Annotated in this window: 12 protein-coding genes; 6 read left to right on the plus strand and 6 right to left on the minus strand. The window is 66.4% G+C overall.

All coding sequences use genetic code 11. From position 1 onward, the window contains the following. Nucleotides 1–38: 38 nt before the first annotated feature. Genes sdhA through HFK18_RS19555 form a run of 4 tightly spaced genes read right to left on the minus strand, consistent with a single transcriptional unit; the run spans nucleotide 39 to nucleotide 2867 of the window. Complete coding sequence (sdhA, locus tag HFK18_RS19540) at nucleotides 39–1829, minus strand: succinate dehydrogenase flavoprotein subunit (RefSeq protein WP_025878814.1); 1791 nt, start codon at nucleotides 1827–1829, stop codon at nucleotides 39–41. A 31-nt stretch (nucleotides 1830–1860) separates the two neighbouring features. Then, nucleotides 1861–2247: a succinate dehydrogenase, hydrophobic membrane anchor protein gene (sdhD, locus tag HFK18_RS19545; RefSeq protein ID WP_180167549.1), complete on the minus strand. Its 387-nt coding sequence runs from the start codon at nucleotides 2245–2247 to the stop codon at nucleotides 1861–1863. Continuing rightward, nucleotides 2244–2636: a succinate dehydrogenase, cytochrome b556 subunit gene (gene sdhC / locus HFK18_RS19550; RefSeq protein WP_089240360.1), complete on the minus strand. Its 393-nt coding sequence runs from the start codon at nucleotides 2634–2636 to the stop codon at nucleotides 2244–2246. The genes sdhD and sdhC overlap by 4 nt, the downstream gene beginning before the upstream one ends. 57 nt (nucleotides 2637–2693) lie before the next feature. After that, complete coding sequence (locus HFK18_RS19555) at nucleotides 2694–2867, minus strand: DUF1674 domain-containing protein (protein WP_080149151.1); 174 nt, start codon at nucleotides 2865–2867, stop codon at nucleotides 2694–2696. A gap of 39 nt (nucleotides 2868–2906) precedes the next feature. Here HFK18_RS19555 and HFK18_RS19560 point away from each other — a divergent pair, with 39 nt between their 5' ends. Then, nucleotides 2907–3782 carry a folate-binding protein YgfZ gene (locus tag HFK18_RS19560; protein ID WP_180167550.1) on the plus strand — a complete coding sequence of 292 codons (876 nt, stop codon included), beginning with the start codon at nucleotides 2907–2909 and terminating at the stop codon, nucleotides 3780–3782. An 89-nt stretch (nucleotides 3783–3871) separates the two neighbouring features. Here the strand turns inward: HFK18_RS19560 and ugpC are convergent, their stop codons facing one another. Next, entirely contained in the window at nucleotides 3872–4954 is a 1083-nt protein-coding gene (gene ugpC, locus HFK18_RS19565; RefSeq protein WP_100552183.1) for a sn-glycerol-3-phosphate ABC transporter ATP-binding protein UgpC, read from the minus strand. Between the two features lie 352 nt (nucleotides 4955–5306). Here ugpC and zwf point away from each other — a divergent pair, with 352 nt between their 5' ends. The 5 genes from zwf (at nucleotide 5307) to HFK18_RS19590 (ending at nucleotide 11336) form a co-directional block, all read left to right on the plus strand. Beyond that, nucleotides 5307–6743, plus strand: a complete 1437-nt coding sequence (zwf, locus tag HFK18_RS19570) for a glucose-6-phosphate dehydrogenase (RefSeq protein WP_089240355.1) — start codon at nucleotides 5307–5309, stop codon at nucleotides 6741–6743. Continuing rightward, on the plus strand, nucleotides 6740–7747 hold the full coding sequence (gene glk / locus HFK18_RS19575; protein WP_025878808.1) for a glucokinase: 1008 nt from the start codon (nucleotides 6740–6742) through the stop codon (nucleotides 7745–7747). Before zwf ends, glk begins: the two co-directional genes overlap by 4 nt. Beyond that, nucleotides 7744–8466, plus strand: coding sequence for a 6-phosphogluconolactonase (gene pgl, locus HFK18_RS19580; RefSeq protein WP_100552182.1), 723 nt, complete (start codon nucleotides 7744–7746; stop codon nucleotides 8464–8466). The genes glk and pgl overlap by 4 nt, the downstream gene beginning before the upstream one ends. A gap of 58 nt (nucleotides 8467–8524) precedes the next feature. Continuing rightward, nucleotides 8525–10441, plus strand: a complete 1917-nt coding sequence (gene edd, locus HFK18_RS19585; protein ID WP_100464861.1) for a phosphogluconate dehydratase — start codon at nucleotides 8525–8527, stop codon at nucleotides 10439–10441. A gap of 235 nt (nucleotides 10442–10676) precedes the next feature. Then, a complete protein-coding gene (locus tag HFK18_RS19590; RefSeq protein WP_099820140.1) occupies nucleotides 10677–11336 on the plus strand; it encodes a bifunctional 4-hydroxy-2-oxoglutarate aldolase/2-dehydro-3-deoxy-phosphogluconate aldolase in 660 nt (219 codons plus the stop codon). 290 nt (nucleotides 11337–11626) lie between these two features. Here the strand turns inward: HFK18_RS19590 and HFK18_RS19595 are convergent, their stop codons facing one another. Next, nucleotides 11627–12274, minus strand: coding sequence for a response regulator (locus HFK18_RS19595; RefSeq protein WP_025878804.1), 648 nt, complete (start codon nucleotides 12272–12274; stop codon nucleotides 11627–11629). Nucleotides 12275–12445 lie beyond the last annotated feature (171 nt).

Here is a 12445-nt window from a genome sequence, read left to right on the forward strand (position 1 = left end):
CGCCCGAGGGCGCGGATTGCATGTTAGGCGGGGTCGGATCAGTACACGCGCGGCTTCGGCGGCACCACGGACACGTCATCAGTCAACGTGTACATGTGCACCGGACGGTAGTCGAAGCTGCACTTGCCCTTCTCGTCCACGCTGACCAGGGTGTGCTTCTGCCAATTGACGTCGTCGCGGTCCGGGAAGTCCTCGTGCGCGTGTGCGCCGCGGCTTTCCTTGCGCTGCTCGGCCGAGTTGATCGTCGCCACCGCATTCAGCAGCAGGTTGTTCAGCTCGTAGGTCTCGATCAGGTCCGAGTTCCAGACCAGCGAACGGTCGGAGACCTTCACGTCCTGGAACGAGTCGAAGATCTTGTCCATCTTCTCGCAGCCTTCCTTCAGCGTCTGGCTGGTACGGAAGACCGCCGCGTCAGCCTGCATGGTGCGCTGCATGCGATCGCGGATGACCGACGTCGGCGTATCGCCGTTGGCGTGACGCAGCTTATCCAGCAGGCCCAGCGCCTTGTCGCAGGCGTCGGCCGGCAGGGTCTTGTGCGCCGCGCCCGGGGTGATCGTCGCAGCGCAACGATTGGCCACCGCACGCCCGAACACCACCAGATCCAGCAGCGAGTTCGAGCCCAGGCGGTTGGCACCGTGCACCGAAACGCAGGCCGCTTCGCCGATGGCGTACAGGCCCGGCACGACCGCATCGGGGTTCTCGCCGTCCTTGCGCACCACTTCGCCGTGGTAGTTGGTCGGAATGCCGCCCATGTTGTAGTGCACGGTCGGGATCACCGGGATCGGCTGCTTGTGCACGTCGACGCCAGCAAAGATGCGGGCGCTCTCGGCGATGCCCGGCAGCTTGTCGTCGATCACGCCCGGGCCGAGGTGGGTCAGGTCGAGCAGGATGTGGTCCTTGTGCTCGCCGACGCCGCGGCCTTCGCGGATTTCGATGGTCATCGAACGGCTGACCACGTCACGCGACGCCAGATCCTTGTAGTGCGGTGCGTAGCGCTCCATGAAGCGCTCGCCGCTGCTGTTGCGCAGGATGCCACCTTCACCGCGGACACCCTCGGTGATCAGGCAGCCGGCGCCGTAGATGCCGGTCGGATGGAACTGCACGAACTCCATGTCCTGCATGGCGATGCCGGCGCGCATGGCCAGGCCGCCACCGTCGCCGGTGCAGGTGTGCGCCGAGGTGGCGCTGAAGTAGGCACGGCCGTAGCCGCCGGTCGCCAGCACCACGCCCTGGGCGCGGAACAGGTGCAGCGTGCCGTCGGACATGTCCAACGCCAGCACGCCGCGGCAGGCACCTTCGTCATCGAAGATCAGGTCGAGTGCGAAGTACTCGATCATGAAGCGTGCGTCGTGCTTCAGCGACTGCTGGTACAGCGTGTGCAGCATCGCGTGGCCGGTACGGTCGGCCGCCGCGCAGGTACGCTGCGCCGCCGGGCCTTCGCCGTACTGGGTGGTCATGCCACCGAACGGACGCTGGTAGATCTTGCCTTCGGCGGTGCGGCTGAACGGCACGCCGTAGTGCTCGAGCTCGATGATCGCCGGAATCGCTTCACGGCACATGTACTCGATGGCGTCCTGGTCGCCCAGCCAGTCCGAACCCTTGATGGTGTCGAAGAAGTGGTAACGCCAGTCGTCCTCGCCCATGTTGCCGAGCGCAGCGGAGATACCGCCCTGGGCGGCGACGGTGTGCGACCGGGTCGGGAAGACCTTGGTCAGGCACACGGTCTGCAGGCCCTTGGCGGCCAGGCCGAACGTGGCACGCAGGCCGGCGCCGCCGGCGCCCACCACGACCATGTCGTACTTGTGTTCGGTAATCTTGTAAGCGGACATCTAGTCTGGATTCCTGTCTTGGCGCCTGGGCTCAGGCAACGCCGAGGGCGATGCGGCCCACCGCAAACACACTGACGATCATGCCGAGCACGGCGACGAACTTCACCGCGGTCTGCAGCACCAGGGCCAGCAGCGATTCGTGGATGTAGTCCTCCAGCACGACCTGCAGGCCGAGCTGGGCGTGCCAGAACATGGCGATCAGCAGGCCGATCATCGGAACGGCGTTCCACGGCTTGGCGATCGCGGCAGTGGCGGTCACGTAATCCGAGCCCAGCAGGCCCAGAACGAACACCAGGAACCAGATGCCCAGCACCACCAGTGCGGCGGCAGTCAGGCGCTGATGCACGAAGTGCTCGGTGCCGGTCTTGGCTGAACCGAGACCACGCACGCCCTTCAACGGGGTACGGAACTTGCTCACGCGGCACCTCCGAACATCACATAGGCCCACACCGCCAGGGTGATCAGCAGGCTGCCGATCACCGACATCCAGCTGCTGCGGATGAAGGTGGCAATGCGGAATCCGATCGCGAAGTCCTGCACGATATGGCGGATGCCATTGCACAGGTGATAGGCGAACGACCATGTCCACGCGAACAGGAACACGCGGCCATACCAGGCCCCGGCATGGCCGGTGAAGCAGTTCCAGGATTCGGGCCCCATCATCAGAGCCAACAGGCCTCCGGCGATGATGAGGGCACCAACAGACAGAAAGACGCCAGTGGCTCGATGCAGGATCGAGGTGGCCATCTGAATCTGCCAGCGATACACCTGAAGGTGCGGAGAAAGGGGACGTTGTCTGGTCGCCATTCGCTGGGCTCGTTGTCTCGGCTGGGCGGCATAAGGCCGCGTTGGCTCAATGCTGGATCAGAAATCGATGCAGCGTCCGTTTTTTTCCCAATCGCCATACCGCACCGGATCGAGTCCGCCGCGGCCACCGAATTCTTCTTCCACCTCTGGTTGTTCCACGGGCACAGGGACCGGGGGAACCAGCGGGGCTTCAGCTTCGGCGTCGGGAGTGGGGGTTGTTTGGCCTATCATGATGGGTCTCGCAACGCACAAATTTTAGACCTCGTTCACGTGCCTGACAACCTTCCCCCTGCTTTCGTCGCATATCCGCGCCTGCCCGGCCATCAATTGCTGAGCCTGCAGGGCGTGGATGCGGCGGCTTTTGCCCATGCCCAGTTCAGCAGCGATGTGACCGCCCTGCCCCTGCTGCACTGGCAGTGGAGCGCGTGGCTGAGCGCCAAAGGCCGCACCCTGGCAGTGTTTCAGCTGCTGCGGCTGGCCGATGACCATGTGCTGCTGGTGCTCGCCGACGGCGATGCCGATGCGATTGCGTCGCAACTGCAGCGTTTCGTGTTCCGCCGCAAAGTGAAATTGCAGGTGCATGCCGACCTGGCAGTGGCCGGGGCCTTTACTGCGCCGGAAGCCGCTACCGGCGCTGCCATCGCGCTGGCCGGCAGCCACGGCTGGGAGCTGGACCTGGGCAGCGACGCACTTCCCCGCACGCTGCGCATCGGTCCGGTCGAGGCCTTCGAGGCCAGCGACGAAGCCGGGGACGCCGCCTTTGCTCTGGCCTGGCGCCAGGCCGACCTGCGCTTTGGCCTGCCGCGACTGGAAGCGAGCCAGCGCGAGGTGTGGACCCCGCAGCAGCTGGGCCTGGACCGCCTCAACGGCTACAGCGTGAAGAAGGGCTGCTACCCCGGTCAGGAAATCGTCGCGCGCACCCATTTCCTCGGCAAGGCCAAACGCGCGGTGCAGCTGCTGCACACCGCAGCACCGGCGCAGGCCGGCGATGGCGTGCAGCAGGACGGGGTCGCGCTCGGCACCCTGGCCAGCGTGGCCGGCGACCTGGCGCTGGCCGTGCTGCCGCTGGAGACCGGCGACAGCGAATTGCAGGTGGGTGATGCGCCCGCACAGCGGATGCCGCTGCTGGACGGGTTGGCGCGCTGAGGCGTCTATCCGGCACGTCATCCACGCATGACGTGGATCTACTGAACCCTTAGGGAAAGGTAGTGCCGGCCGCTGGCCGGCACCACCGTTTACAGGCGCTCGCCGGTTTCCGGGTTGAAGAAATGCAGGCCCTGCGGGTGGATCGCCACCCGGATGTCCTCGCCCACGCCCGGCAGCGACTGCGGCGCCACGCGCATGGTCAGCGCGTGCTGGCCGCTGCTCATGTTGACGAAGATCTCGTTGCCGACCGGCTCGATGCCTTCGATGCGCGCGGTGAACGCATGCGTGTCTTCGCTGCCTGCCGGCTGCAGGTGCTCGGGACGCACGCCCACCGCGATCGGCTTCTGCAACCACGCCGGATCGATCGTCGCCTGCCCCAGCGGAGCCTGCCACGCGCCATCAACCACGGTCACGCCACCGGCATCGCCCTGCAGCGTACCGCGCAGCACGTTCATCGCCGGGCTGCCGAGGAAGCCGGCCACGAACAGGTTGGCCGGACGGTCGTACAGCGCCATCGGCGTATCGATCTGCTGGATGATGCCGTCCTTCAGCACCACGATGCGCTGGCCCAGGGTCATCGCTTCAACCTGATCATGGGTCACGTAGATCATGGTGGTGCCCAGCTTGCGGTGCAGCTGCGCGATCTCGGTGCGCACGCTGTGGCGAAGCTTGGCGTCAAGGTTGGACAGCGGCTCGTCGAGCAGGAACACCGCCGGCTCACGCACCAGCGCACGGCCCAGTGCAACACGCTGGCGCTGGCCGCCGGACATCGCCTTGGGCAGCTTGTCCATCATCTCGGTCAGGCCCAGCGTCTGCGCGGCTTCGCTGATGCGCTTGTCGATGGTCGCCTTGTCATGCCCGCGCAGCTTCAGGCCAAAGGCCAGGTTCTCGGCCACGGTCATGTGCGGGTACAACGCGTAACTCTGAAACACCATCGCGATGTCGCGATCTTTGGGCGCCACGTCGTTGACCACGCGATCACCGATGGTCAGCGTGCCGCCGCTGATCTCTTCCAACCCTGCCACCATCCGCAGCAGAGTCGACTTGCCACACCCGGACGGGCCGACCAGCACCATCAGTTCGCCGTCGGCCACCTCGAACGTGGCGTCCTTCACCGCGACCTGGCCGTTGTCGTAGACCTTGCGCACACCCTGCAACTGCACTTTTGCCATTTCACTCATCCAGTCCGCCCGACGCCGGGCTGTCTTTTGGGACTGCCTCGGCCCTCCCGATGGCAGTGATGATTGCGCGGTTGCCGCATGACGGCGACCACTGCAATCGAATACAGTTGCCCATTCTGCCATGTAAACGTTTTCACGTGGCACTATCCGAACGTCGGTGCGCGCCGACCTGCATCGTCGACCGAACGAAGGGTTGCCGCTGTAGTGGTTTCGATTGGAACGGTGCTCCGGCAACCCGGAAAGCCGATCCAGATGAGCCTCGGACAGGCAGTTGCGCGGATGTCCCCCGAACCCAGCCATGAAGCGATTGACAACGATGTCACCCGGATCTGAAACTCGAGCGATGCACGACACACTCTTCCTGTTTGGTGCCACAGGTGATCTGGCCCAGCGCTACCTGTTCCCTTCGCTGCTGCGCCTGCTCGGCGACGGCCTGCTGCCGGAGGATTTCCGCATCCGTGCGCTGGCCCTGTCCGGCCACGACACCGAAGCCTTCCATGACATCCTGCGGCCACGACTGCAGCAGGCGATGCCGATGGCCAGCCAGGAGGACATCGCCTCTCTGCTGCGTCGCATCGACTACCGCTCGGTCGACCTGCGCGACGTCGACTCGGTCGCCGCCGCGGTATCCGACCTCGTCGACCGCCGCTGCGTGAGCTACCTGGCGATCCCGCCGGGCCTGTACATCTCCACCTGCGAAGGCCTGGCCAAGGGCGGCGCATTGGCCGCACCGGCGCGCCTGATGCTGGAAAAGCCGATCGGCAGCGACAGCGAAAGCGCCGAGGAGATCATCACCACCATCGGCCAGTGGATCGACGAAGACCGCGTGTTCCGCCTCGACCACTACCTGGGCAAGGCGGCGGTACAGAACCTGATCGCGCTGCGCTTCGGCAACACGCTGCTGGAAGCGGTGTGGAACCGCAACTACATCGAATCGGTGCACATCCTGGTCGCCGAAAGCGAAGGCGTGGATGGCCGCGATGCTTACTACGCGCGCTCCGGCGCCCTGCGCGACATGGTGCAGAGCCACATTCTGCAGCTGCTGTGCATGGTGGCGATGGAGCCGCCGGCGTCGTTGGAAGCCGACCGCATCCGCGACGAGAAGGTCAAGGTGCTGCGTGCGCTGCGCCCGCTGGATGCCAAGCACGCAGCGCGTGACAGCGTGCGTGGCCGCTATACCGCCGGCAGCATCAACGGCCAGCCCGCACAGGCCTACCAGCCACCGGAAGGTAGCGATGTGGAAACCTTCGCAGGCGTCACCGCGCACATCGACAACTGGCGCTGGAGCGGCGTGCCGTTCCACCTGGTCACCGGCAAGCGCCTGCCCGAGCGCACCACCCGCGTGGTGGTGACCCTCAAGCCGGTCACGCACTGGTTGTTCGAGCGTCCGCAGCGTGCGCAGGCCGCACCGAACCGTCTGGTGTTCCAGCTGCAGCCGCAGGAGAACATCGAGCTGGGCCTGATGAGCAGCCTGGCCGGCCCGGAATGGGGCGCGCTGGAACTGCAGCCGCTGGAACTGGAACTGTCGGTGCCGACTGGCCTGCATCGCCGTATCGCCTACGAACGCCTGTTCCTGGACGCCTTCAACGGCAACCACACCCTGTTCGTGCGCGATGACGAAGTGCGCGCCGCCTGGGCCTGGATCGACAGCGTCGCCGATGCCTGGAAGGCGGCCGACCTGCCGCTGGAACCCTACCCTGCCGGCCAGTGGGGCCCGGCCAACGCGGTCGACTTCCTGCCGCAGGGCGTGGATGCGCCGGATAGCGGAGCGTCGGAATGAGCGCCAGCTCGCAGCCGGTGCTGGTCGCCGACATCGGTGGCACCAATGCCCGCTTCGCCCTTGCCGACACCTCGCAGGACGCCCCGCTGCTGAAAGAGAGCATCCGCGAGTACGCAGTGGCGGAGTTCCCGTCGCTGGGTGATGCCGCGCGCCACCATCTGGAACAGATCGGCGCCACCGCAAGCCGTGGCGTGTTCGCAGTCGCCGGTCGTGTCGATGGTGACGAAGCCCGCATCACCAACCATCCGTGGGTGATCTCGCGCAGCCGCACAGCCGCGATGCTGGGTTTCAACGAACTGCACCTGATCAACGACTTCGCCGCGCAGGCGATGGCGATCTCGCTGCTGCAACCCGATGACGTGGTCCAGGTCGGCGGTGCCGCCTGGGTCCCAGGCAAGCCGGGCCAGCCGCGCAACTACGCAGTGATCGGGCCGGGTACCGGCCTCGGCGTCGGCGGCCTGATCCTTCGCCACGGCCGCTGTTACCCGCTGGAAACCGAAGGCGGCCATGTCAGCTTCCCGCCGGGAACGCCGGAAGAGATCCGCATCCTGGAGATCCTGTCCGAGCAGTTCGGGCGCGTCTCCAACGAGCGGCTGATCTGCGGCCCCGGCCTGGTCAACATCCATCGCGCAATCTGCGAGATGGCGGGTATCGACCCGGGCCAACTGCAACCGGTGGACGTGACCGCCCGCGCCCTGCACGGCGATCCACAGGCGATGCGTACCGTGGATGTGTTCTGCGCGGTGTTCGGCGCCATTGCCGGTGATCTGGTGCTGACCCAGGGCGCCTGGGACGGCGTGTTCCTGACCGGCGGGCTGACTCCGAAGATGCTCGATTCATTGCAGCACTCCGGTTTCCGCCAGCGCTTCGAACACAAGGGCCGGTTCTCTTCGATCATGGCGCGGGTGCCGTCGCTGGCCGTGATGCATCCCCACGCCGGACTGCTGGGCGCCGCTGCCTATGCCGCCGACGCCGAACGTGACGCACCAGGAGTTGCCGCATGAGCCCCACCTTCCACGACGACCGTATCGAGTTCATCAACCATGGCGATGCCGATGGCTGGATCGAAGCGGTCGCTGCCGAAATGGCACAGGCGATCAACCACGACATCAACGAGCTGGGCCGCGCACGCATCCTGTTGTCCGGCGGTACCACGCCGGCACCGGTGTACCAGGCGCTGGCCGAGTTGGACGTGCATTGGGACCGCGTTGAAGTGAGCCTGGCCGACGAGCGCTGGTTGTCGCCGCAGGATCGCGACAGCAATGCATGGCTGGTACGCGAGAACCTGCTCACGCGTGCCGAAGGCGCGCACTTCGATCCGCTGGTGCGGATCGGCAAGCCGCTGCCCGAGTGCGTGTACACCGCCAACCTGCAGGCCCAGCACAGCCAGCGGCCAAGCCTGGTCGCACTGGGCATGGGCAATGACGGCCATACCGCCTCGTTGTTCCCGGGCTCGAAGGACCTGACCCGCGCGCTGGAAAGCACCCTGCCGTATGCCGCGCTTGATGCCACCGGCTGCCCCGGTGCCAACCAGTGGCCGCTGCGCATCACCCTGACGCCGCGCGGCCTCGGCCAGTGCCGCCAGCGCCTGCTGCTGCTGCGCGGCAAGCAGAAGCTGCAGGTGCTGCGCCAGGCATTGGACAGCAACGACCCCCAGCAGTATCCGATCCTCAACGCGATCAACCTGGACGGCGCGCGCCTGCGCGTCCACTGGGCTGATTGATGTCGGCGGCGGCGCCCTGCCGTCGCCCGCCTCTCGCCACCTCGAACGCCGGTAGCCAATGAGCCTCCATCCGCAACTGCAAGCCATCACTGAGCGCGTCATCCGCCGCAGCGCCGCCTCGCGCGCCGCCTATCTGGCAGCGATCGACGCCTCCCTGCGCGATGGCCCGTTCCGCAGCCGCCTCAGCTGCGGCAACCTCGCCCACGGTTTCGCCGCCTGCGGTGGCACCGACAAGAGCCGCCTGCGCGGCGGCGTGACGGCCAACCTGGGCATCATCACCGCCTACAACGACATGCTGTCGGCACACCAGCCGTTCGAGACCTATCCCGAACAGATCCGTGCGGTGGCCCGCGAACTGGGCGCGACTGCACAGGTGGCCGGTGCCGTGCCGGCGATGTGCGACGGTGTCACCCAGGGCCGTGGCGGCATGGAGCTGTCGCTGTTCTCGCGTGATGTCATTGCCCAGGCCACCGCGATCGGGCTCAGCCACGACATGTTCGATACCACCGTGTACCTCGGTGTGTGCGACAAGATCGTGCCGGGCCTGCTGATCGGCGCCCTCGCCTTTGGCCATCTGCCCGCCGTGTTCGTGCCGGCCGGCCCGATGACGCCGGGCATTCCCAACAAGCAGAAGGCCGAAGTGCGCGAGCGCTACGCCGCCGGCGAAGCCACCCGCGAAGAACTGCTGGAAGCCGAATCGGCCTCCTACCACGGCGCGGGCACCTGCACCTTCTACGGCACCGCCAACTCCAACCAGGTGCTGCTGGAGGCGATGGGCGTGCAGCTGCCGGGCGCGTCGTTCGTCAATCCGGACACCGCGCTGCGCGATGCACTGACCCGCGAAGCCACCGAGCGTGCGCTGGACATCACTGCGCTGGGCGACGATTTCCGTCCGCTGGGCCGGATCATCGACGAGCGCGCGATCATCAACGCGATCATCGCGCTGATGGCTACCGGTGGCTCGACCAACCACACCATCCACTGGATTGCCGTGGCCCGTGCGGCCGGTATCGTGTTGACCTGGGATGACTTCGACGAGCTGTCGCAGCTGATTCCGCTGCTGGCGCGCGTCTATCCGAACGGCGAAGCCGACGTGAACCGCTTCGCCGCTGCGGGTGGCCCGGCGTTCGTGTTCGGCGAACTGATCAAGGCCGGCCTGATGCATGGCGACCTGGTCAGCGTGGCCCGTGGCGGCATGGCCGACTACGCCCGCGAACCGCAGCTGCGCGAGGGCAAGCTGGTGTATCTGCCGGGCCTGGAACGCAGCGCAGATGAAGAAGTGGTGCGCGGTGTCGACAACCCGTTCGAGAGCCAGGGCGGCCTGCGCCTGTTGCGCGGCAACCTCGGCAAGTCGCTGATCAAGCTGTCAGCGGTGAAGCCGCAGTACCGCACCATCGAAGCCCCGGCCGTGGTGGTTGATGCACCGCAGGTATTGAACAAGCTGCACGCCGGCGGCCTGCTGCCCGAGCATTTCGTAGCCGTGGTGCGTTATCAGGGCCCGCGTGCGAACGGTATGCCGGAACTGCATTCGCTGGCACCGCTGCTGGGCCTGCTGCAGAACCAGGGCCGGCGCGTGGCACTGGTCACCGATGGTCGCCTGTCCGGCGCGTCGGGCAAGATTCCGGCGGCGATCCACGTGACCCCGGAAGCCGCACGCGGTGGTCCGCTGGGCAAGGTGCGCGAGGGCGACATCATCCGCCTGGATGGTGAAGCCGGCACGCTGGAAGTGCTGGTGGACGCGGCCGAATGGGCGGCGCGTACGCATGCGCCGAATACGGCGCCGGCCGCCAATGACCTGGGCCGCAACCTGTTCGCGATCAACCGGCGCGTGGTGGGTCCGGCGGATCAGGGCGCAATCTCGATTTCGTGTGGTCCGGCGGCGGCTGACGGTGGGCCGTGGGATTACGACGCGGAGTATGAGCTGGGGCACGATGCGGCGGCGGCGGCGGCGCCGCATGAGGCGAAGGACGCCTGAGGGATTGAAGAGCGTTGCGGGTTTGTCGCAGCGGTAGATTTCCTGGCTGAGGGCGCGGTCAGCCCCAGCCGGGGCACGCCGTAAACCCATCCATGGGGGCTCGGTCGCGGCATCCATGCCGCTCACGGTCCCGTCTGGGGCTGACCGCGCCCTCCTGACACTCTCCGGCGCTTCAACGCCGCGAAGTGATCATTGAAAGCACAACAAGAGCGAAAGCAAAGGCAGAAGCAGAGCTATGGGTATCGAACAACATCAGGTGCGGGCGGCGGAGTTGCTGCATGCGGCCGGCATCCTGCCGGTGGTGACGATTCATACGCTGGACCAGGCGCGTGCGGTCAGTGCGGCGTTGCTGGAAGGCGGATTGCCGGCCATCGAGCTGACCCTGCGGACGCCGGTGGCGATGGAAGCGCTGGCGATGCTCAAGCGCGAGCTGCCGGATGTGGTGGTCGGCGCCGGTACGGTGCTGACGGTGGAGCAGATGCAGCAGTCCATCGATGCGGGCGCGGATTTCCTGGTGACCCCGGGTACGCCGCCGGTGCTGGCCGATGCACTGGCTGCGGCACCGCTGCCGGTAGTACCGGGTGCGGCAACGCCGACCGAGCTGCTGTCGCTCTACGCGCGCGGCTTCCGTGTCTGCAAGCTGTTCCCGGCCACGGCCGTGGGTGGCCTGGCCATGATCAAGGGCGTGGCCGGCCCGATTGCCGATCTCAAGCTGTGCCCGACCGGTGGCATCACCGAGAACACGGCGGCCGAATACCTCGAGCAGAAGAACGTGGTCTGCATCGGTGGCTCGTGGATGGTGCCGGGCAACTGGATCGACGCCGGCCAGTGGGACAAGGTGCGCGAAAGCGCGGCGCAGGCCGCGAAGATCGTCAAGCGCGTACGCGGCCACTGATGCATTACGGGGTCAGAGCCCTTTCCCGCCGGGAAAGGGATCCGACCCCAGTCTACGAGCGCGCAAAGCGCGCGACCTGCTCCTGCCGTTCTTTTCTTCATTCCGCGGTTGCGGTGCACGGAACCTGTCCGTGGCCGGGCGGATGGGTTGCGCAGGGGCGTGAGCCGCATGGATGCGGCGACCGAGCTTACAGGGACGTACTTGCAGCGTCCCCTGCGCAGCCCATCCGCCCGGCCAACTCCATGAAACCAACCGCACACCGCGAGGGGCTCAGCCGTTGGCCGAAACCCTTACAGCGGCCGTGCCGGATCCACCAACCCATACTGGCTGGCCATCCGCGCCAACGCGATGTTGTCGTGGATTCCCATCTTCTCGAACAACCGCGCCTTGTGCGTGTTCACCGTCTTCGCACTCAGGCTCAGGCGCCGCGCGATGTCTTCCTGGCGCAGGCCCTGGGTCAGCAGCAATGCCACTTCCAGCTCACGCGGCGACAGGTTGTCGAACGGCGAGCCGTTGCCTTCCACGGTGGACAACGCCAGGTTCTGCGCGATGCTCGTGCCCAGGTAGCGCCGTCCGGCGGCCACGTCGCGCACCGCGCGCAGCAGTTCCTGTGCATCGCAGCCCTTGCCGATGTAACCGGCAGCGCCCGCTTCGAGCAGGCGCTTGGGCAGCGGACCGTCCTCCAGCACCGACACGATGACCACCCGCGTGCTGCGGTGGCCACGGACGATGCGCTCGGTCACTTCCATTCCGCTCACCCCGGGCAGATGCAGATCACACAGCACCACGTCCGGTTGCAGCTGGCGGATCGCGGGCAGCGCGTCTTCGCCGGTCTCGGCCTCGCCCACCACTTCAATGTCGGTTTCACTCGACAGTATCATCTTCATCCCGGTGCGGACCAACGCGTGGTCATCCACCAGGTAGACTCGAATCGTCATTCACGTACCTCTTCGAATGCGGCCAATACGGGTCAACCTAGGCAGGAGCACCTGACCACTGCAAGCGCGGATGTTGCGCAATTCCGGCGTTCTGCCTTGCGCATCACATTCTTCACGCACTGATCGTGCCCCTTGCCCTGCAGAACCCGTTACAACGAAACAACCCGTCCC

The sequence above is a fragment of the Stenotrophomonas sp. SbOxS2 genome, from assembly GCF_013416715.1.
In the GTDB taxonomy this organism is placed as follows: Bacteria; Pseudomonadota; Gammaproteobacteria; order Xanthomonadales; family Xanthomonadaceae; genus Stenotrophomonas; species Stenotrophomonas lactitubi.

What these genes read in the sequence shown, in the direction of transcription:
- sdhA (WP_025878814.1), bottom strand. Translation starts at nt 1,829, where the DNA reads ATGTCCGCTTACAAGATTACCGAACACAAGTACGACATGGTCGTGGTG.
- sdhC (WP_089240360.1), bottom strand. Translation starts at nt 2,636, where the DNA reads ATGGCGACCAGACAACGTCCCCTTTCTCCGCACCTTCAGGTGTATCGC.
- HFK18_RS19555 (WP_080149151.1), bottom strand. Translation starts at nt 2,867, where the DNA reads ATGATAGGCCAAACAACCCCCACTCCCGACGCCGAAGCTGAAGCCCCG.
- ugpC (WP_100552183.1), bottom strand. Translation starts at nt 4,954, where the DNA reads ATGGCAAAAGTGCAGTTGCAGGGTGTGCGCAAGGTCTACGACAACGGC.
- zwf (WP_089240355.1), top strand. Translation starts at nt 5,307, where the DNA reads ATGCACGACACACTCTTCCTGTTTGGTGCCACAGGTGATCTGGCCCAG.
- glk (WP_025878808.1), top strand. Translation starts at nt 6,740, where the DNA reads ATGAGCGCCAGCTCGCAGCCGGTGCTGGTCGCCGACATCGGTGGCACC.
- pgl (WP_100552182.1), top strand. Translation starts at nt 7,744, where the DNA reads ATGAGCCCCACCTTCCACGACGACCGTATCGAGTTCATCAACCATGGC.
- edd (WP_100464861.1), top strand. Translation starts at nt 8,525, where the DNA reads ATGAGCCTCCATCCGCAACTGCAAGCCATCACTGAGCGCGTCATCCGC.
- HFK18_RS19590 (WP_099820140.1), top strand. Translation starts at nt 10,677, where the DNA reads ATGGGTATCGAACAACATCAGGTGCGGGCGGCGGAGTTGCTGCATGCG.
- HFK18_RS19595 (WP_025878804.1), bottom strand. Translation starts at nt 12,274, where the DNA reads ATGACGATTCGAGTCTACCTGGTGGATGACCACGCGTTGGTCCGCACC.